The 19,646-nt window shown below is 50.4% G+C and carries 24 protein-coding genes; 18 read left to right on the forward strand and 6 right to left on the reverse strand.

Features of this window, described 5'->3' with window-relative positions:
* Positions 1 to 32 precede the first annotated feature (32 nt).
* The 14 genes from E3E42_RS08990 (at position 33) to E3E42_RS09050 (ending at position 9,039) form a co-directional block, all read left to right on the forward strand.
* Complete coding sequence (locus tag E3E42_RS08990) at positions 33 to 578, forward strand: [protein ADP-ribosylglutamate] hydrolase (RefSeq protein WP_167904374.1); 546 nt, start codon at positions 33 to 35, stop codon at positions 576 to 578.
* Positions 579 to 618: 40 nt separating this feature from the next.
* Positions 619 to 2,061 carry an NAD(P)H-hydrate dehydratase gene (locus E3E42_RS08995; protein WP_167904375.1) on the forward strand — a complete coding sequence of 481 codons (1,443 nt, stop codon included), beginning with the start codon at positions 619 to 621 and terminating at the stop codon, positions 2,059 to 2,061.
* Between the two features lie 187 nt (positions 2,062 to 2,248).
* Complete coding sequence (locus tag E3E42_RS09000; protein ID WP_240913677.1) at positions 2,249 to 2,689, forward strand: hypothetical protein; 441 nt, start codon at positions 2,249 to 2,251, stop codon at positions 2,687 to 2,689.
* A 5-nt stretch (positions 2,690 to 2,694) separates the two neighbouring features.
* Positions 2,695 to 3,072 carry a hypothetical protein gene (locus E3E42_RS09005; RefSeq protein ID WP_167904219.1) on the forward strand — a complete coding sequence of 126 codons (378 nt, stop codon included), beginning with the start codon at positions 2,695 to 2,697 and terminating at the stop codon, positions 3,070 to 3,072.
* Positions 3,073 to 3,093: 21 nt separating this feature from the next.
* Positions 3,094 to 3,561 carry a hypothetical protein gene (locus tag E3E42_RS09010; RefSeq protein ID WP_167904221.1) on the forward strand — a complete coding sequence of 156 codons (468 nt, stop codon included), beginning with the start codon at positions 3,094 to 3,096 and terminating at the stop codon, positions 3,559 to 3,561.
* 166 nt (positions 3,562 to 3,727) lie between these two features.
* The gene (locus E3E42_RS09015; protein ID WP_167904223.1) at positions 3,728 to 4,138 is read left to right on the forward strand and encodes a hypothetical protein; all 411 of its coding nucleotides are present in this window, start codon (positions 3,728 to 3,730) and stop codon (positions 4,136 to 4,138) included.
* Positions 4,139 to 4,384: 246 nt separating this feature from the next.
* Positions 4,385 to 5,029 (forward strand): hypothetical protein, encoded by a 645-nt coding sequence (locus E3E42_RS09020; protein WP_167904225.1) that lies wholly within the window; start codon positions 4,385 to 4,387, stop codon positions 5,027 to 5,029.
* 3 nt (positions 5,030 to 5,032) lie between these two features.
* Positions 5,033 to 5,272 carry a hypothetical protein gene (locus E3E42_RS09025; RefSeq protein WP_167904227.1) on the forward strand — a complete coding sequence of 80 codons (240 nt, stop codon included), beginning with the start codon at positions 5,033 to 5,035 and terminating at the stop codon, positions 5,270 to 5,272.
* Positions 5,273 to 5,279: 7 nt separating this feature from the next.
* Positions 5,280 to 5,756 carry a hypothetical protein gene (locus E3E42_RS09030; protein ID WP_167904229.1) on the forward strand — a complete coding sequence of 159 codons (477 nt, stop codon included), beginning with the start codon at positions 5,280 to 5,282 and terminating at the stop codon, positions 5,754 to 5,756.
* A gap of 35 nt (positions 5,757 to 5,791) precedes the next feature.
* A complete protein-coding gene (locus E3E42_RS11870) occupies positions 5,792 to 6,100 on the forward strand; it encodes a hypothetical protein (RefSeq protein ID WP_206206082.1) in 309 nt (102 codons plus the stop codon).
* An 82-nt stretch (positions 6,101 to 6,182) separates the two neighbouring features.
* Positions 6,183 to 6,554 (forward strand): hypothetical protein, encoded by a 372-nt coding sequence (locus E3E42_RS09035; protein WP_167904231.1) that lies wholly within the window; start codon positions 6,183 to 6,185, stop codon positions 6,552 to 6,554.
* A complete protein-coding gene (locus E3E42_RS09040; RefSeq protein ID WP_167904233.1) occupies positions 6,538 to 7,005 on the forward strand; it encodes a hypothetical protein in 468 nt (155 codons plus the stop codon). The genes E3E42_RS09035 and E3E42_RS09040 overlap by 17 nt, the downstream gene beginning before the upstream one ends.
* 504 nt (positions 7,006 to 7,509) lie before the next feature.
* Positions 7,510 to 8,559, forward strand: a complete 1,050-nt coding sequence (locus E3E42_RS09045) for a hypothetical protein (protein WP_167904235.1) — start codon at positions 7,510 to 7,512, stop codon at positions 8,557 to 8,559.
* 99 nt (positions 8,560 to 8,658) lie between these two features.
* Positions 8,659 to 9,039, forward strand: coding sequence for a hypothetical protein (locus E3E42_RS09050; RefSeq protein WP_167904237.1), 381 nt, complete (start codon positions 8,659 to 8,661; stop codon positions 9,037 to 9,039).
* 40 nt (positions 9,040 to 9,079) lie between these two features.
* On the opposite strand, the gene E3E42_RS09055 is transcribed toward E3E42_RS09050, so the two are convergent.
* From E3E42_RS09055 to E3E42_RS09070, 4 genes are all read right to left on the reverse strand, one after another.
* A complete protein-coding gene (locus tag E3E42_RS09055) occupies positions 9,080 to 10,453 on the reverse strand; it encodes an alpha-amylase (protein ID WP_167904239.1) in 1,374 nt (457 codons plus the stop codon).
* 198 nt (positions 10,454 to 10,651) lie between these two features.
* Positions 10,652 to 11,212 (reverse strand): transcriptional regulator, encoded by a 561-nt coding sequence (locus E3E42_RS09060; protein WP_167904241.1) that lies wholly within the window; start codon positions 11,210 to 11,212, stop codon positions 10,652 to 10,654.
* Positions 11,213 to 11,518 carry a DUF211 domain-containing protein gene (locus tag E3E42_RS09065; protein ID WP_058939297.1) on the reverse strand — a complete coding sequence of 102 codons (306 nt, stop codon included), beginning with the start codon at positions 11,516 to 11,518 and terminating at the stop codon, positions 11,213 to 11,215. It abuts the gene before it with no gap.
* A 24-nt stretch (positions 11,519 to 11,542) separates the two neighbouring features.
* A complete protein-coding gene (locus tag E3E42_RS09070) occupies positions 11,543 to 12,118 on the reverse strand; it encodes a helix-turn-helix domain-containing protein (protein ID WP_167904243.1) in 576 nt (191 codons plus the stop codon).
* A gap of 203 nt (positions 12,119 to 12,321) precedes the next feature.
* Here E3E42_RS09070 and E3E42_RS09075 point away from each other — a divergent pair, with 203 nt between their 5' ends.
* Both E3E42_RS09075 and E3E42_RS09080 read left to right on the forward strand, forming a co-directional pair.
* The gene (locus E3E42_RS09075) at positions 12,322 to 13,731 is read left to right on the forward strand and encodes an acetate--CoA ligase family protein (protein ID WP_167904376.1); all 1,410 of its coding nucleotides are present in this window, start codon (positions 12,322 to 12,324) and stop codon (positions 13,729 to 13,731) included.
* A gap of 120 nt (positions 13,732 to 13,851) precedes the next feature.
* Positions 13,852 to 15,006, forward strand: coding sequence for a tryptophan--tRNA ligase (locus E3E42_RS09080; RefSeq protein ID WP_167904245.1), 1,155 nt, complete (start codon positions 13,852 to 13,854; stop codon positions 15,004 to 15,006).
* A 61-nt stretch (positions 15,007 to 15,067) separates the two neighbouring features.
* Here E3E42_RS09080 and E3E42_RS09085 read toward each other — a convergent pair whose 3' ends face one another.
* On the reverse strand, positions 15,068 to 15,310 hold the full coding sequence (locus tag E3E42_RS09085) for a hypothetical protein (protein ID WP_167904068.1): 243 nt from the start codon (positions 15,308 to 15,310) through the stop codon (positions 15,068 to 15,070).
* Between the two features lie 132 nt (positions 15,311 to 15,442).
* Here E3E42_RS09085 and E3E42_RS09090 point away from each other — a divergent pair, with 132 nt between their 5' ends.
* On the forward strand, positions 15,443 to 17,836 hold the full coding sequence (locus E3E42_RS09090) for a hypothetical protein (protein WP_167904247.1): 2,394 nt from the start codon (positions 15,443 to 15,445) through the stop codon (positions 17,834 to 17,836).
* A gap of 3 nt (positions 17,837 to 17,839) precedes the next feature.
* Here E3E42_RS09090 and E3E42_RS09095 read toward each other — a convergent pair whose 3' ends face one another.
* Positions 17,840 to 18,802 carry a hypothetical protein gene (locus E3E42_RS09095; protein WP_167904377.1) on the reverse strand — a complete coding sequence of 321 codons (963 nt, stop codon included), beginning with the start codon at positions 18,800 to 18,802 and terminating at the stop codon, positions 17,840 to 17,842.
* A gap of 139 nt (positions 18,803 to 18,941) precedes the next feature.
* Here E3E42_RS09095 and E3E42_RS09100 point away from each other — a divergent pair, with 139 nt between their 5' ends.
* Complete coding sequence (locus E3E42_RS09100) at positions 18,942 to 19,619, forward strand: fumarylacetoacetate hydrolase family protein (protein ID WP_167904378.1); 678 nt, start codon at positions 18,942 to 18,944, stop codon at positions 19,617 to 19,619.
* The last annotated feature ends 27 nt before the right edge of the window (positions 19,620 to 19,646 follow it).

The following is a 19,646-nucleotide window of genomic DNA, read 5'->3' on the forward strand; positions in this document are numbered from 1 at the left end:
TCCTTAAGGGATTAGATGAAACGGTGGGCCCAATGGTCTCCTTTGAGATCGTCCGCGGGGACATAACCCGTTTTCCAGCCGAAGTCATAGTCAACGCCGCCAACAAATACCTTGAGCACGGCGGTGGTGTCGCCTACGCGATAGCCAGGGCCGCCGCTGGAGACGCCCGCGAGTACATCAGGATAAGCAAGGAGGCGATGAGGGAGCAGCTCGGAAAAAGCTCAATAGAACACGGCGAGGTCGTTGTAACACCTGCGTTGAGGCTGGAGCAATACGGAATCAGGTACGTCATCCATACCGTTGGTCCCTACTGCGGCGGAGTCTGGGACGGTGAGAGGAAGGAAAAGCTTAGAAAGGCAATACTCGGCGCGCTGAAAAAGGCCGACGAGCTCGGTGTCAAAACCATAGCCTTCCCGGCCGTAAGCGCTGGCATCTACGGCTGCCCGCTGGAGGAGGTCGTGAGGACGTTCAGGGAGACCGTAGAGGAGTTCTCGAAGGAAGCGAAGAACGTTAGGAGGGTTTGCCTGGTGCTTTATTCTGAAGAGACCTACAGGCGGGCCTTGAAGGCCCCGGGGTGAAGTTTTTATCAACTTTCATCAACCCATGCCGGTGATACTCATGCGCATCGAAGATGTCTACATCTGGGATATCAACGCTAAGTGGCTTGGCATAACTCCTCACCAGCTTATGGAGAACGCCGGCGCAGGGGTTGCAAGGGTGATTGAGGAGAGGTTTGGTAAAGGGCTCAAGATAGCCGTTTTCTCCGGAACCGGCAACAACGGCGGCGATGGCTTCGTTGCTGCCCGGCATCTCAGCTTCGACAACGACGTTACCCTCTTCCTGGTTGGGGACGAGGCCAAGATAAGGAGCGAGGAGGCAAGGCACAACTGGGAGATACTCAAGGGCCTGGACTTCGTGAAAATCCGGGTTCTCAAGGATTCCACCTACATAAGGTCCCTCGACCTGAGCGGTTTTGACGTCATCGTTGACGCTCTCCTCGGAGCCGGCACGAGGGGCGAGCCGCGCGAGCCGATCCGCTCGGCCATCGAGAAGATAAACGAGTACGCCGGAAGGGCCAAGATAGTCAGCGTTGACCTCCCGAGCGGCTATCCGGGCGAGATCAGGATTAAAGCGGACTTCGCGGTGACCTTCCAGTGGGACAAGGAGGAATATGAGGGCTTCGAGCGCGTTGTGGTTAAGATAGGCTATCCGAAGGAGCTCTACCACATCGTCGGCCCCGGTGATGTGAAGTTCGCGCTGAAAAAGCGGGGCGAGCACAAGGGTCAGAACGGAAAGCTACTCATCATAGGCGGGAGCGGAGACTACTACGGCGCGCCCTACCTTGCGGCAAGGGCGGCATCTTATCTCGTGGACCTGGTTTACCTGGCTATGCCCGAGTATCCGGCGAGGCGCATAACCGACCCCGACCTGATCCTCAGGCTGGTCGAAGGGAAGAACTTCTCGCCGGGGCACGTTGAAGAACTCCTGGGCATAGCCGAAAAGGCCGACGCCGTCGTCATCGGCCCGGGAATCGGTCTCGCGGAGGAGACGAAGGAGTTCGTGAGGAGGTTCGTTAGGCGCTGCGAAAAGCCGATGGTGATTGATGCGGACGGCCTGAAGGCCATAGCCGGGGACTTGAGCGTTCTTGGAGGTAAAACCTTCGTTCTGACGCCCCACGCGGGCGAGTTCGGGGTTCTCTTTGGCGTGAAGCCCGAAGGTTCCTTCCAGGAAAAGGCGGAGCTCGTGAGGGTGAAGGCCGGCGAGGTTGGCGGCGTTATCCTGCTCAAAGGTGCCTACGACGTCATCAGCGATGGAACGGCATGGAAGTACAACCGGACTGGCAACAGGGGCATGACCACCGGCGGGACCGGGGACGTCTTGGCGGGCCTCGTCGGCGCTCTGCTCGCCCTCGGCAACGAACCTTTAAGGGCGGCTTCCGCTGGAGCCTTCATCAACGGCCTCGCCGGGGACATGGTGAAGGAAGGGCTCGGCGAGAACTTCACCGCACTGGAGGTTGCGGAAAAAGTCCCGCACGCGATCAGGTGGGTGGTGGAGTTCTGAGTTTGGTTTTTCAACGCCTTTGGGGTTTTGTGTGGATCTCTTTTACTCAACTTGTTTTCGTCAAATTGGATTGTGTTTTGACTGTTAAAATCTTTTTTTTCTCTTGGTTTGTAATTTACTACTTTAATAGAAAAACTTTTAAGGACTTGGATTTTATACCTGTTGAAGACTTGGGAAGGTGAAGTGCTTGAAGTTGCGGCCTTTGTTCCCTGAAAGCGCTGATGTAAATCTGAAAGAGGCAACCGATTTGGAGGGAAAAAAGATACTCTCCAATGAGTACAAAAAGGTGGAGTATCTTGGCCCGTGGATTGGGGACAAGAAGAACACGTTCCACTTCAAGAAGAAAGGCTGGTTGACTTGGAAGGTCGGAGTCAGAATCCCTGCGAAATTCACAAAGCGGGGGTGGACGATAGTTGGTACTTTGGGAACTTCCATGTCATCGTTCGGAGACACTACAAAGCTTGCGGCGAGTTTTTATGGCATTAAAAAGCTCGTCGAGTCTCTCGGTACAAAGTTCACTCTAAGTGCCCTAAAGAACTTGGCGTTGAAGTCTAACTTTGCAGGTCTTGTAGTCTCGATAATTGAAACTGGGGTCAACGCGGACATAGCCTTTGTGTACGTGGGGTGAGATTTATGAAACTTTTGAGGTTTTTCTATATTTACTCTTTTATTGCTATTGTCGGACTGATTGAAGCCACCTTGGGTAAATGGGATACCTGGGAGATCGGGGAAGGAATTATTTACGCTGTGGTGATTCCCCTCGTCGTTGTTTCAGTGATATTAATTCTGTCTCTTGTATATGAAAGGTTTAAGACCAGAATGGGCTTCCATGAAAGAAAAAACTCAGACAGAAGCATTACAAAGCTTGTGGGGCTTTTGGTCATTGGTATTATCCTCGCGTACTTCCCGGCTTTGATTGGTGGACGGATAAAACCAATCCTTGGATGGTTTTGCCTGTTCATGGTGTTACCGGTTCTCTACAGGCTTGATAAAATCGTGGAGAGTGATTAAATGTCCCAACTAGGTAGAACCTTGCTGAGGATTTCCTTTTATTCTTGGATGTTTTGTCTGCCCCAAATATTGTCCTTTACAGTGTGGGGCTTTGGATCCGGGTGGGCTGGAGCACTGCTGTTATTTTTGATTTCAAGTGTTGGTTATACGATTAGGGGTATGGCGTTTTTGATTGTCCCATTGGGTCTTTTGAAAATGATCCTGCGGTCAAATATAACTGTAACGGAAGATTCTGTAAAATATTTCAGACCTGCTGCGTTTTATGGGGTGATTGCATTCGCTTTAAGGCTTTTTAATGTGTTTATTCCGGAATTTCTTCCAGTCAGAGTTATTCTTGAACAAAGCCTTCTTGTAATTTCTCTCGTTGTGTCTTACTATTACATGGGAATCATCGTCTCAAGGTCTTCACCTGGAAGAGTTTATTTGATTCGAATTTCCAGTCTATTGGTGGGTTTCGTAACATTTTTCCTTTTGCCTCCCCCCATTTAGTGCTGTCTGGTGATGCACATGGCAGAACCTCGGTTAATGACTATATCCATACCATTTGAAGGGTCGTGGAAAAAGACAAAAACCAAAACCCTGACTTTGTATCCAAGCGGAAACCTTCCCCCGTGCTGGAACGGAATATGCCCTACAAGTGTAGGGGGGTCAGCAGGTGGACTGGATTAAATTCCTGCCTCACGAGGAAGGCATTGGAAGGATAGGAAAAGAGGCTGTTTCATGCTTTGTTCTCCTTTTTTGGCTGTATATGACAACAATGTGGGCGATCTCAAAGGGAATGGTCGTGGATCCGGGGGAATTTTTCAGTATAATGCTGTCACCCAAGACAATTTTAATTGGACTTCTTGCGGTGATTGTTGCGACCTTGATGAGGAAGGGCACTGGTGGTAGAACTTCCCCCTACCGCTACGGCTGGATTCTGACAGTGTTGGGCATGCTCCTGTTCCCCTTTGTCTCCCTGACGAGGAGCTATCTGGTAGTAACGCTGTTCTTTATACTGTGGTACTATCTGGTCATCTGGACTTTTTCTTGGGAAGCTGCTCCGAAAAAGACAGAATTCTTGTAATCTTAATTTCTTCTGTCAAATCTGACTGCACTCTGTATTGATATGGTCCGTTCAACGCCTTTGGGGTTTTGTGTGGATCTCTTTTACTCAACTTGTTTTCGTCAAATGAGGTTGTGTTTTGGCTGTTAAAATCTTTTTTTCTCCTGGTTTGTAGTTTACTACTTTAATAGAAAAACTTTTAAGGACTTGGATTCTATATCGGATTGAAAACTTGAGGAAGTGAACCGCTTGAAGTGGCGGCCTTTGATGGCAGTCCTCATTGGACTGCTGATGGTTGGAGTGACAGCCGGGAGTGCTTTGGCAATGCCAGTTCAGAAGGAGCCTATACGGCCAGATGATGCAATAGGTGTTGGTGCTTATATAAAAACAACTCTTTATGGATTTGATGCAATTGTGGAAGAGAAAACCATATCGCTTCCCCCAACATCAGTATTTACAAAGGTTCGGTATTACAAGGTACGCCACAATGAACTTGGTGGAATACATGTGAAAATATACCGTCTTGTACCCCTAACTAAATACGCAGTTGCTTTTTACACTCCATCTAACTTGAAAGTATGGACAACTGCGTTAAGTGGAGCACACTTAATTAATGTTGAAAACAAGGGAAACTACAAGGTCATAACTGTTGAAACTAATAGCAGGTTTACAGCGAACATAAGAATGGGAATAACATTTAACTCAGGATACGGAAAGCATGGTATATTGGTCATAGGACATATGAGTACTTCTGTACTTCAGAGTTATATAATGAGCCTCGCAAGTGCTGGGGGTATTATTGGGGGCTTTGTAGCCACAGGAACCACAGCACTGCTTTCTCAAGCAGTAGGAATCATTTTGACCCTAGCATCTGGTGCTTCTCTTGATGCGTTAATATATGAGGAGGTCTAAACAATGGTGAAAGTAACCCTTGCGGGAGTTACCCTCGCTGTTTTTTCCTTTTTGTTTAATTTTCTATTGGGAATAACTTTTGGGAGATTCGTAGCATTTGATCTTGTCATCCCCCTGTTCATATACTGGCTCTCTTTAAAATGGGAGAACAAAAAACCGGTTTTAAATGACATTATAGCTGACATTTCACTCATAATACTTTTAGGAAGCATAGGCTGGTATTTCAGTACGAACCTGGGGTGAGGAGGATATGAGTAAGAGTAAATTTGTTCTTGACTTAATCTTTATTGGAGCGGGATTGTCTTTAAAGAACCTTCTGGTTATAGTCACATTAACTGCAATTAACTCTCAGGATGTTGGAAGTAGCATCGTGCTTATAGGTGCTGCTATTATTGGGGCATTTTTGAGATTTGCTATTTTGTATTCAATTTCAATGTTCTTGGTTTTAATTTCTCTGTATATATTAAACAGAACGAAACTTGATTCTTTGACAAAGTACGTTATCGCATTTTATCCTCTTGCAATTTCGGGGATTATTAATGCAGTAGTGTACTTTGTAAAAAACATCTTTGTTTTAAGAGAGGTCGTGATGTTTGGAGGGTGGCTGTTTTCCTATCTCCTACTCGCCAAGTTGTTGCTGCACAATATAAAGAGACCTGTGCCGGTGTTTTTCAGTGCTATCTGCACCGCGATAGCTGTGTTCTACTTGTTACCACCAGTTCCATAATGGGTGGAACTTATTGGGGGTAAGGAGGTTTAAAAATGATTGCACTTTTTCTTTCTTTTTTATGCGGTGTTCTAGTCTCAACAACGTTGCTAACGGCATTAGTGGGAGTATTCCTCGTAAAACTTTTAGATTTGAAATACAATGTGTTCTCTACATTTCGTGGAAATATATCTTTCTTGGTAGGGGAATTATTTGGTGCGGGATTATGGTTTTTCATTTGGCGTAATTCCTACTTTGAACAATGGCATAGTATGTGGTGGGTTCCGGTATCATTGTTTGTTGCATTCTTGGTTAATGCGGTGAGAACATCTATGGATTACAAAAAATCTTCGGAGGGAACTTGATGAAGAATGCACTTAGCTCCGCAATTGCACTTCTTCTTTCAGGAGCGAACATAGATGCACTCATATTTGAGGAGGTGTGAAAGTGAAGACGAATAAGAACCGTCTCTTTTTATATTTTTTAAAGGGGCTATTGGCCGCTATAACCCCGTGGACTGCCCTGCTGATTGGAATAGTGGTATATGTCAATAAAAGCAAATACTCATATTATTCAGCTTTGAGCACAAGCGTGGCCTTTTTGCTTGGAGGAGTATTTGGAGCACTTTTCGGATATTTTCTACTGGGTGATACATTTTTGGCTTGGTGGACTTCTTCAGGGGGATTAACCACCATATTGATTGGCATAAGATTGTGGATTCCGGCATTGTTATTTGGGGCGTCTGTGATTGGGATACTGAAGTGGGGTTTTCAAAAATACAAAGAAACCCGGAGGGGTACCAATGAAGACAGCCAATAAATTGCTCCTTTGGTTTGTATCATTGTTCTTGTGTGGTATTGTTGTGTACTCTTATCAGATTGTGGGGTTTTACTGGATGATTGTTGTTCTGAATGGTGAGCTTTCACGAATATGGGTGGCTGTGCTGGTGGCAGGGTTGAGGTTTGTGATTCAGTCTGCACTCCTTTTGGGGATACTTAGACTAATTTTGAAGGCTCTGCCAAGCTTGGAAGTCTACTTGAAATCAACCACACCACTCGTAGTGGCTGGCATGACCGGATCAATACTAAGGCTTTTCTACAATGACTGGGTTCCTTTTAGGATAATTGTGGAGCAGATAGCTCTGATGTTTGGGTTAATCTTGGCTATGCTACTGCTGGGTAGAGGATTGAGCGCCGGGAAGAAGTCCTATTTATCTTGCGCTTTAGCTGGGCTTTTGGTGTTTTTGATCCTCGTCCCTATACCACTTTGATATCATAAATGGGTGGTGTCAAAATGAAACTCCCCTGAACTGAAGTTCCCCCACTTTATTTTACGCTGGTGGATTGCCGAGCTGGCCCTGGCACTCCTTGGTGGGTACTTTGGACTTGAGGCCCTTCTTGTCACGGGTTTTTACTGGCTGGGCTTCCCGGCACTGATGTGGCCCATGTGCTCCGCCTATAGGGATTCGAAGTACTGCTCGCTGGAAAGCAGGCTGTGGTTCGTGTTCTCCGGGGTGGTTTCGGCGTCTAATGTTTTCGTGTGGGTTTTCGGGTTTTATCCGTACTCCACGCGATAATTTCGCTCTTCTGGACGCTACTGCTCTTCATGGTTGGACTGGCGTTGGGGGCTGAAAAACGCTTGGCCTTGCGGATCGTGAATAGAGTCATTTTGCGGTGGTTGAGCCTTTTCATATTTGTTATAAATTACTATTGAATGAGAAAACTTTTAAGGACTTGGATTTTATATCCGCTGGAAACTCTTGGAGGTGAACCGCTTGAAGTGGCGCCCGCTGGTGGCGGCCATCTTAGGACTACTTATGCTTGGAGTGACAGCGGCTGGAACAAATATATCCGCGGAGGAGACAAAGGAATCCAACAAAGATACGCTGGACATCAAACTCCTGCCAAGCCTGCCGGGCAAAATGATGTACTTCTACGGGGAGGATGCAGTGAAAGCCCTGGTGGAGATAAACCGCAAAAACATGCCGCTTAGAATAATTCCTGACCGAGGGTTATCCCGGGTAACGTTCGTGGGAGTGTATCGGGACACCCAAGACAGAGTTTACTACTACATCGTGGAGGGGCCGGCAAAAAAGGAGGCCGTTTTAGGGGACTTCATTAAAAAAGCAAAGAACTTCTCGCAGAGGCCGGCACGCAGGAAGATATCGATAATGGGACGAACCCGAGGTTGGACCGACATTGGGGCAGTCACATGGAAAAAGGCCTCCGTTGGAAACACAATGGAGATGGGGGTAACGGCAGAATTCAGCTATGTACCCACAACATCGGGGATGAAATACTACCTTGTGGAGATTCATCAGTCGGGCAATCCCAAGAGGAGCGACATAGCCGTTGATGAGATGACCGTTGGCATAAGTGTCCCGGACAGAATACCCATATCAGAAATATGGATAAACGATTGGCTACCCGGTATGGATGGGGGTCCCAAAAAATACTATTCATACACTTCAACAATAAATGCGGGTGGAAACTTACTCAGTTATTCCGCGTCCGCATCGGTTAGTGAGGAAACCAACGACGGTATCACTTTCAGATGGAAGGTTCGAAGTCATGAGCTGGGGAGGGATGTTAAGTTCATTCATTATGACTTTGTAAAGAAGATTGGAAGTGGAAGGCTCTCAAAACCCGCCTACGGAGCAATCCTCAAGGCAAACCCCAGCGTTATCGTTGTCTCCAAGCCGAACACAGCCCGGTTATCCTTTGAGGCTCAAGCGAAGTTCAACGTTGCCAACTGGATGATTGTCCCAACGGATACGCTGAAATTCGAGGTTGAGGTTAGTCCCCTCTACGTGAAGGAATCTTAAAATCTCAGAGAGAACCAGTCATGGTGCAAAAACGTGAAAGAGTGAACCTGTATGAAGTGGAAGCTTTGTTGGCAGTCCTGATTGGAGTAGCTGCAGGTGGTGAAAATGGTCTCCGAAAACGCGGTTCGAGTTGTCATGTCGGTCCCGGTCGTTGTCCTTGCACTCGCTGTCCTCGCGGTCAGGGGATTCTCCCCCGAGACAATGCTCGTTCTGGTCCTTCTCTGGGTTGTGGGTGCCCTCCTCCCCCGCACCTGGGAGTTCCGGAACGGGAAACTGGAGCTGGCCTTTTTACTCCGGAACGTCCTTCTGTATGCTGCTTTGGTGGTTCTCGTTGGGGCGGAGTTCCTGCTCCTTGGAGGGAGCGTCCATGGGGTCTCCAGGGAGACGGTAATGTTCTTCACGGCCTGGCTTCTCAGCGGGATTTTTGAGTTCCTATGGCCAGGATTCGCGAGAAAGGGAGCCACTCAAGTGTCGCCGTAAACAGAAACGGGAAGAATGGAAACAACTGGAGTGGGAGACTTCAGCCCACCCCACAGTAGCTCCAGACCGAGTAGCCGTACTGGCCGTTGGCCGGGTCGTGGGCCGGGGCCTCGAGGTAGACCCAGCCGCTTGAGTCCACCCACTTGTCAACCCAGCCACCGAGGTTGCCGGTGTACTCGTGGATGCAGGAGCCGGCGAACTTCGGAACGTAGACCCACCTTCCGGCTTTGCTTAAGCCGAGGTTGATGTAGGTTATCAGTCCGGGCTTGTCGCCGTAGCCGTTTCTCACGAAAATAAGCTCGTCGCTGTCGTAGTAGACTATGTGGGTGCTCCCTCCCGCGAGATGGTCGTGTATCCAGATGAGGTTCTTAAGCCTGTCCTTGTTGAGCCACTCCTCGTAGTCGCGGTAGAATATTGTCGGCTGTCCCTCGTAGGTGAGAATGAACGCGTAGGCAGGATACTTGTTCCAGATTATGTCGGTGTCGTGGTTGGCGACGAAGGTAACGGCCTTGAATGGGTCGCGGCTTACAACCGTCCCACCGTTCCTGAGGGCATCTACCAGCGCGGGAATGTTGTTGTTATCGAAGGCCTCGTCCATCTTGTAGTAGAGCGGGAAGTCGAAGACCTTGGCGCCGCTGTCGTAGGCCCAGCTCAGGAGGGCATCGACGTTTGTGTCCCAGTACTCTCCTACCGCCCAGCCGCCCCACCAGCTGAGCCAGTCCTTGACGACCCAGGGGGCGTAGCCCTTGACGTAGTCGAAGCGCCAGGCATCAACGCCGATGCTCCTGAGGTAGGCCGCGTAGCTCTCCTGGCTGGCCCAGAGCCAGTACTGGTCCCAGCTCTTGTCGTGGCATATGTCCGGATAGCCGCCAAAGGTTCCGGAATCGCCCGCGTGAAGCTCGTTCGGGTGGAAGTCGAGGTAGTTGGCGGTGTACTTGCCGGAGGCAACCTTGGAGAAGTCGGTCCAGGTGTAGTCGTTCACGAAGGGATTCCACTCGAGGTCTCCGCCGGCGCGGTGGTTGATGACTATGTCGGCTATGACCTTCATGTTGTAGGCGTGGGCGGTGTTTATCATGTTCACCAGCTCGGCCTTTGAGCCGAAGCGGGTCTCAACGGTTCCCTTCTGGTCATACTCGCCGAGGTCGAAGTAGTCGTAGGGATCGTAGCCCATGGAGTAGCCGCCGCTCATGCCCTTGCTCGCGGGGGGAATCCAGATGGCTGAAATCCCGGCACTCGCCCAGTCGGGTATCTTCTGGGCTATGGTGTCCCACCAGATTCCCCCACCGGGAACGTCCCAGTAGAAGGCCTGCATTATGACGCCGCCGTTCTCGAGGGTTTCCGCCTTTGCCGGAACTGCCGAGGCGCTGAGAAAGACCAGAAGTACTAGAATTGCCACCAACACCTTTCTGGCCATGGCAATCACCACCGGATGGTCAGAATATATCACCGATGGTGAAATATTTAAACTTTGCCACTATTGTTCATTGTGGGACGTAAAAGAACACCGGATGGAGGGTCAGAAATGAAACATCCCGTTTCAACATTGAGTTTTTCTCTCCGTGAGCTGCCCTTTGGGAGGGCCAGTTGAAAGAGAAAGGGCGGATAACACGGATTAGTCATCTTCAATCATGTGTCGGGCCTCTTGGGCCTTTCCGCACAGCTCGCAGCTCTGCATGAAGACAAGCATGTTGAGGAGGTGGAAGAGCTCTATCTCCGTTAAGTCGACGTCGGCTTGGGATATTCTCTTGAGGATCGACTGAGAATTAATCTCTATTTCGTCCAGGACCTCCTTGGCAAGTTTTACCAGCTTCTCTCTGTTTTTTATTTTGAACCCTGCCTTCTCGAGGATCTGGACGAGCTTCTCCGCCTCGACCTGGAGGTAAGCCTGTCTGAACTTCTCTACGCTCTCGTCTGGGTCTGCCTTGATGAGGTACAATCTCGCGGTCCTGGAGTAAACCCTTTCGTTTCCTTGGACCTCAAGCTCCTCCACGAGACCTGCGTTTTCCAGCATCTTTATGTGTCTGTATATGGTCGTTCTGTCCTTTCCGAGGATATCGCTGAGTTCGTTGACGGTCATTGGGCGATCCCTTAGGAGTTGTAGGATTTTGAGTCTGGTCCCTTCTGAGAGCACCTTCACCTTCTCGGGTTCTGTGATTATCAAAACTTCCCTCACTCAGTACTCCTCCAGCTTGTCCTGGGGGGTTTCTCCCTCCTCAACGATCTTCCTACCCGCCGCAACCATGTCTATGCTGTGCACCACGCCGCCGAACTCCTCTATCGTCCTGACTATCTCGTCGTAGTCGAGGTTGTCGCCGGCCATCGTTATCTTGACGTTCTCCGTCTCCTTGTCTATCTCGACGAGGGTTATGTTGACCCCATCGACCCCATCGAGCTCGCTGAGTCCGAGCGCCAGCTCCGTCACCATCGGCTGGTGCGGTTTAAGCACGTCCAGAACCAGTAACCTTATCCCCTTTGCCATATCCCATCGCTTCCCCTTTGGGAGTTATTTTTTAAGTATTTCTCCCAGCTTCTTCAAGAGTGCCAGGGTCTCCTCGTCGCGGCCCATCCTGGCCATGGCCAGCCACTCGATGGCGTGGATGATATCTTCATTGGAGAAGTCTTTGAGCGCCTCTTCGTTGGCCTCGATCTCTTTGGATATCTCCGTTTTGTACTCATGCTCTTTCTTGAGAAGCTCATCCATCGTGTTTAGGAGCCCCTCGTCATCGAACTCGTATCCAAGGGCCTTGAATATCTCCAGCTTTATCTTGAGCCTTGAGCGGGCGAAGTAGCGGAGCTCCTCGTCTCCGAGGTACATGTTGATGTAGAAGGCATCGGCCGTTCTTCCGTAGTACTTCTCCACCAGGTTGCCCTTCATCTCCGTCCTCTTGACCTCGACTAAGCCGGCTTCCTTGAGCTTCTCGATGTGGTGGTATATCGTCTGGGGCGTCTTCCCCAGTATCTCGCTCAGCTGGGAGATGGTCATCTCCTTGTTGCGGAGCAGTCCGAGGATCCTTCTCCTCGTGTCCTCAAGCATCAGTTTTATAACTTCCGGGTCCGTTATGACCTTCACTTTCGCCATTTCCACCACCCAATTTAAACGTTCTAATGCTTCTTTTAACGTTATGGCATATAACCCTTTTGCTTCCTGCGGTAACTTTATATATGTAAAGGCCCCGGTTCATTAGGGCCACTGCTGGACAAAATATCCATCTTCCCGGATGTACCCATCTGGGGAGGAAGGCTTAAATATGGGCTCCCGAAAAACCTTCGGAGGTGGACAAGATGGAGGCACCAAAGCTCGATTTCCTGTTTTATCCGAAGAGCGTCGCGGTCATCGGGGCGTCAAACGTCCCCGGAAAGGTTGGAAACGCTATAATGCGCTCGATAACACTAAAATTCGACGGAAAGGTCTACGCAGTCAACGTCAAGGGCGGCGAGGTCGAGGTCAACGGGAAGAAGTTCCAGGTTTACAGGAGCATTAAGGAGATACCCGACGATGTCGACGTCGCCGTCATAGCGGTTCCGGCGAAGTTTGTCCCCGACGTCATAGACGAGTGCGGCGAGAAGGGGGTTAAGAGCGCCGTCGTCATCTCCGCCGGCTTCAAGGAGGCCGGAAGGGTCGAGCTTGAGGAGGAGCTTGTTAAGCGCGCCAGAAAGTGGGGAATAAGGCTCGTCGGTCCGAACTGTCTCGGCGTCACCAACCTCGAGAACGGCTTCGACTGCAACTTCAACCCGCCGGAGAGACAGGCGAGGCCGCCCTTCGGAAAGGTAGCCTTCATGAGCCAGAGCGGTGCCTTCGGTGCTGCAATCCTCGACTGGGCCGCCAGCCACAAGATAGGAATGAGCAAGTTCATCAGCCTCGGAAACATGGCCGACCTCGACGAGAGCGACTTCATGGCCTACCTTGGCGACGACCCGAAGACCGGAGTCATCACCGGCTACATCGAGGGCGTCAAGGACGGAAGGAAGTTCTTCAACACTGCCAAGGAGGTCACCCTCAAGAAGCCCGTCGTCATACTCAAGAGCGGTAGAACTGAGGCCGGCGCCAAGGCCGCAGCTTCCCACACCGGTTCACTCGCAGGTTCCTTCAAGATATACGAGGCCGCCTTCGAGCAGACCGGCGTTCTGAGCGCCAAGAGCATGCGCCAGCTCTTCAACTACGCGAAGGCCCTGGCGATGCAGAAGCCGGCGAAGGGCAACAGGGTCGCGATAGTCACCAACGGCGGTGGAGCGGGAGTCATGATGAGTGACGGCCTGCTCGAGAAGGGAATGAAGCTCGCCGAGCTGAGCGAAGAAACCAACGAGCGCTTTAGGAAAGACATCGAGGAAGGCAAGCTCCCGCACCACATGAGCTACAGGAACCCGATAGACGTCATAGGCGACGCCCCGTCGAGCAGATATGAGATAGCCATGCGCTACGCGCTGGAGGATGAAAACGTTGACGTCCTCGTCGTCATAGCGCTCTTCCAGAGCCCGGCCCTCGACGAGGGAATCGTCGAGGCGATAGCCAGGATGCAGGAGTACGGCAAGCCGATAGTCTTCGTCGCCCCCGGTGGGACTTATCCGCACAAGATGGCCAGGAACATCGAGCTCAAGGGCGTTCCCGTCTACGAGACAGTCGAGGACGGCGTCGATGCGGTCTACGCCCTCGTCAAGTACGGCGAGTGGCTGAAGGAGAATGGAAAACTTTAAATTCCCTTTCTCCCTTTCTCTTCCCATGCTGGGTGATTGCTTTTGGCCCTGGTGAAGCCGACCTCTTCTTGACCGTCTTAGTCTGGAGTTTCGTTTCCACTGGAGATGGAGGTGCTTTGAATGGGCGACTTTAAGGTCACTCCATGGGACGTTGAAGGTGTGGTAGACTACGCGAAGCTTATAGTCGAGTTCGGAACCAGCCCGCTTACGGATGAGCTTATAAAGAAGACCGCGGAGCTTACGAAGAGCGAACTTCCAATATTCTTCAGGAGGAAGTTCTTCTTCTCTCACAGGGACTACGATAAGGTTCTTGCCGACTACGAAACGGGGAAGGGCTTCTTCCTCTACACCGGCAGGGGTCCGAGCGGGCCGATGCACATAGGTCACATCATACCGTTCTACGCCACCAAATGGCTCCAGGAGAACTTTGACGTCAATCTCTACATCCAGATAACCGACGACGAGAAGTTTCTGTTCAAGGACAAGCTCACCTTCGACGACACCAAGAGATGGGCCTACGACAACATCCTTGACATCATAGCGGTCGGCTTCGACCCGGATAAAACGTTCATCTTCCAGGACAGCGAATTCACCAAGATATACGAGATGGCCATTCCTATAGCCAGGAAAATAAACTACTCGATGGCCAGGGCCGTTTTCGGCTTCACGGACCAGAGCAAGATCGGAATGATATTCTACCCGGCCATACAGGCCGCTCCGACCTTCTTCGAGAAGAAGCGCTGTTTGATTCCAGCGGCCATAGATCAGGACCCCTACTGGAGGCTCCAGAGAGACTTCGCGGAGAGCCTCGGCTACTACAAGACCGCTGCAATTCACTCCAAGTTCGTTCCGGGGTTGATAGACCTCGGCGGAAAGATGAGTGCAAGCAAGCCAGAGACGGCCGTCTACCTCACTGATGACCCCGAAGAGGCGGGTAAGAAGATATGGAAGTACGCCCTCACCGGCGGGAGGGCAACCGCCAAGGAACAGCGTGAGAAGGGAGGAGAACCCGAGAAGTGCGTCGTCTTCAAGTGGTTCGAGATATTCTTCGAGCCGGACGATAAGAAGCTCATGGAGCGCTATCACGCGTGCAAAAGTGGCGAGCTCCTCTGCGGCCAGTGCAAGCGCGAGCTGATCGAGCGCGTTCAGGAGTTCCTCAAGGAGCACCAGAAGAAGCGCAAGGAGGCCGAGAAAAAGGTCGAGAAGTTCAAGTACACCGGTGAGCTGGCGAGGGAGCAGTGGGATAGGGCGATTCCGGAGCCGTTGAGGGGCTGAAAGACTAAGTTGCGGTCGTTTATTCGGCCGTTTCTTGTTTTCTTAGCTTTGAGTGGACTCATCAGAACCAGTTGCCGATGTCAAAGATTTCGTCTGGCTCTGCTCCATCATCGAGTATCAGTTCAATGATGGTGTCTTCAAACTCTTCCTCATAATCCCTGTTATTCTTCGAGTTCCTCGCGGCCGCCCTCATCGCTCTGGCCTTAAAACCGGCGTCGGCTTTAATGGCCCTTCCGCTGTCGACGGCGCTCTGTATCCTTGAGGCCGCTTCGGGCGTCATGGGTTTGGAGCCCTTCTTTCCCATTTGGGTCACCTCCGGGTGTTGTCGTTATACTATTGGGCTTAGTTACTGATATATGTTTTTGAGCTAATAATCTGATATTTGAGTCACAATATATTTAACTCCTCCAGAACAGACCTCAAAGTGGTGGGCACGATGGGTGAAAATGAGAACATCAGCTCGAAAAAAGAAAATGCCTGGAGAACCCTCAAGCTCAAAAACGATGTTTTTGAAGCATTTGAGGAGATAAAAGATGCTTTAAAAGCCAAGCACGGTAAAAAATCCATAAGCAACTCCGATACAATGCAATTTCTTCTCTACCTCGCTAAGGTCGCACTTGAACTGGAAGGAAACCCCAAGCTTGAAGGTGTCGCAGAACCCCTTGACTACGATGTCCTGACGAACCTTGAAAGATACTCTCAATCTATCGCCGATTCTTTGGGGATTCCTGTTAAACACGTCAGAGGTGGCGTTTTGTGGGGCATTTTGGAAGTGGCGAACGAAGCGATCCAGGAAGACTGGAAAAAAGGTGAATATTACCTGAAGCTGGCTCAGAGCTGGGTGGGAGAGTATTCTTTTCACCCTTACGAGGAGGTTTCAAAAACTATTGAATCTTTAATCAAGAATATTCCGTGGACTGGACAGCGCAATCCTCACAGAGAGAAAATACACGAGAGGCTCTTTGAAAACGTTGAGAATCTTGTTGCGTTGATACTTCTGCGTCCCAACGCTCGAATCCTGGGAGCTTTAGTGCTCAATGAGATCCATGTTGGAAAATGGGAGAGGGCACTAAACTTTATCAAGGGGGTACTCCTCTCTGAAGGCCTGAATAAGGAAGAGCTTATTGGCCTGATTGAAGAGTTCATTAAAAACGCCGGTAAAGAGCTTGATCCCGAGACGCTGGAAGATTACGTTAGGCAACTCATCAAGGCTGCCGGCTCACTTTCCATAGAGCTGGAAATAATAGAGATTGCCTCCGATTTCACCGATGTCACACCCTTTTACAGCGAGATTCTGGAGAGGGGCTATCTCTTCCCAGAGCATCGGCTTGAAGTTTCCAGATCAATGATTCGGACGGCATCGAGAAAAAGTGATAGGACCCTTCTTGACCGTGCAATTGAGGTCGCTAAAAAAGAACTTGGAAAGTTAAGAACAATTCCGGGTTCCAATTTTGAGTACTATCGCTGGAGTATAGCGGAAACGCTGGTCAAAGCTGGATTTTGGGATAGCGTAATCAAACTTAAGTTCGATGATGAAATACCGTCTATTCGTTATTACACTTTTATGGCCCTCTCCCTCCTGGAGAAAAATTTTGATGATGGCTGGAGGGAGTTTGAGAAGATTGCGAAGATGATGTGTATAGAAGAGTGTAGGTACTTAGAAACGAATCCTGGAGTTTTTGAGTTGTTCCTTCCCCAGGAAGCAGAGGATGATATAAAAGAGTGCCTTAATAAACTCGAGAGTTCAAGCGTTGATTTCGGAAAGTTTTGGTTGAGTGTTTGGGGAAATGGGCTCTTTGAAATAAACGGAAAAATAGAAAGAATAGACGTCCACTGTCTGTGTCATGATCGGCAAAATAAAGTTATTTCCCTGTTTTTGGACGAGCGCAGTGAACTCCCTCAAGAGGTCGTTGTGAAGTTTATATCACGGCTTTTAAACCTCGGGGCTAAAGTTAGTATCCTTGATCATAAACTTATGCTTGCAGTGCTCCTAAGTGAATACGATGAATTCAGGGATATGGCAAGGGGCTTAGTTAAAGAAGCCATTGAAGAAGCCCGTAAGGAATATGGTATCAGCTCCATTGTGCGTTATCTGCGTTCTCCCGGATTTGTCAAACTTTTGGTTAGCGTTGGAATTGATCCAATGGAGATACTTAAAAGCACTGTGAAAGGGCTCATCCAGGTCAGACGTTCAAAGGGTGGGAGGCTTTATCCATCTGATATTCATTACCTCGTGAGGGGGTTCATTGCTGCTCTGGTCTTCAACGCTGAAGACAAAGACGAAATCAACGAGATCCTTGGTCTAATTGAAAATGGTAAACTTCTTGAGGTATTTGCGAACATAATAGAGGATCCGTCTCTCAGGCGCGCACTTGGAGCGTCAGAATTGCCTTCTAAGCAAGATTTAACTAACTACTTCCTTGAGGCCTATATGGAGAAGAATGGGTACACATCAACGGCTATTTTCATTCTGGAAAAGGAACTCAAAACGTATTTACTTCCTTATCTGGTAGATGGGCTGTTGAGCGAAGGAAATGTTGAACTGGTTGACAGATTAGTTTCGAAGTTCGGTTTGGGCTGGTTTGAAATGATACGGGGCAGACCTGAAGATGGACTAAAAATTCTTTTGAAATATCGGTTTGAGAAGTGCATCTCGGAGTTCAAGAAGAGGGGCAAAAAAGGGGAAGAACTACCCGGGTGCTACAGGACAGTTCTTTCACTCCTACGTGCATCGAGGAGATACCTTAAGCCTGAGGATTATGGCTCTCTGGGTGGAAAATACACCGGCAGGCTCTTGGCGTGGAAAGTCCTCAAAACTGGAAAGGGCTGATTGTTATTCAAAAACTCCCCACCCCTCCTCAAACTTCCTTTCTTCCTCGGCTTCTTCCTCCAGCTCGACCCTGAAGGTCTCCTCGGCTTTAACGTCCGGCCTCAGCCGTATGTCCAGAATTCCCCGGATTATGAACTCGCCGTGGCCGAGGAGGACGGTCCCGCCGCCGAGGGAATGGGCGACCATCTTGGGCGTTATCGTGCCGTAGGAGCCGACCATGATGACCTTCTCCTCCAGGAGCATTCTCTCCCTGAACTCGAAGCTCTGCCCCTTCCCGATTATCTTCTCATATTCAAAACCATCCGTGCTGAGGGCGACCTTTACGCGCCTCGCCTTCGCCAGGGTGGAATAGACCGTTCCGGCAATGAACTTTCCTTCCCCCCTGAAGTTTATCTGGGCCGAATCGCTCTCCGTGGCAACCGCCACCGTGCCGCTCCCCCTGACCTCTCCCTCGTCGGTGAAGAAGAGCAGCAGGATGTTCCTGTAAAGCTCGTCGGTTATACGAACCGCTGGAGCCCTAACAAAGCCCGTGCCGTCCGGTGAAACGGCCGCTTTGAAACCCGCTTTGGGAAACAAAACCCCTGACGCCCTTATCTTCCCCTCCGCAATGAACTTCCTCTCCACGTGGTAGCTCCGGTTCTTTCCGCTCCCGACCCAGTATCCCTTCATCTCAAGCTTTCCCGTCTCGAGTTCAAGTTCCTCCGGAAAAGTTGCCCCTGAGTCGGAGAAGCCCACCAGACTCGCGAAGTTCTCGGCGCGCCGGTATTCCCTCCGCTTTTTGAGCAGGGCGTAGGCCCCGAGGGACATCATCAGCAGGAAGAAGATGAAGAACCCCAGTATGAACACCCCTCCCTCGGGAACGTTGATGAGCATGTATATCAGGGGCACCGTGAAGAGCACTATGAAAAGCACCAGGAAAACGAAGACGAGCGTGCTTCCCCTCTCCTTGAGGACGACGAGCTTCATGGGTTTCACCGGTGAATGTTTGGGAGAAGTGGTTTATTACCTCTTTCTTTTGAGAGCCTCGCCCTTGTGAGGGGATGAGGCCAGCCTTCCCGCGAGCGGTTTATAACCGATGCCCCCAACCGTTGTTGGGGTGTTGACGATGGTTCGCCTTCCATTCCGCGATGGATTTTACGAACTGAGGCCGGGCAAGATAGTGGCTTTGGCGAAGAACTACGCCGAGCACGCGAGGGAGATGGAGAGTGAGGTTCCAGAAAGGCCTGTCTTCTTCCTCAAGCCGCCGAGCTCGCTGATAGGCCCGGGTGAGCCTATAATACTGCCCAGAATGAGCAGGAGGGTTGACCACGAGGTAGAGCTGGCGGTGATAATTGGAAAGCGCGCGAAGCGCGTGCCGAGGGAAAAGGCGATGGAGTACGTGCTCGGCTACACGATACTCCTCGACATAACCGCCCGCGACCTCCAGGCCGAGGCGAGGGAGAAGGGCCTTCCCTGGAGCCTCCCCAAGGGCTTCGACACCTTCGCTCCAGTCGGCCCGAGGGTCGTTGATAAACGCGAGCTGAAGATAGATGACCTGGAGATAGGCCTCAAGGTGAACGGCCAGCTAAGACAGCTCGGACGGACGAGCGAGATGGTCTTCAAGGTCCCGGAGCTGATAGAGTACATAAGCTCCGTCATGACGCTCGAGCCGGGAGACATACTAGCGACCGGGACTCCAGCAGGGGTAGGCCCGCTCAGTCACGGCGACAGGATTGAGGCCTGGATTGAGGGAATTGGGAATGTCGAGTTCGACGTCCTGGCCGAGGGTTCAATACTGTGCTGAGAAACTTTTTTAAGTTTTTAATCTTTA

The sequence above is a fragment of the Thermococcus sp. JdF3 genome, from assembly GCF_012027495.1.
Taxonomy (GTDB): Archaea; Methanobacteriota_B; Thermococci; order Thermococcales; family Thermococcaceae; genus Thermococcus.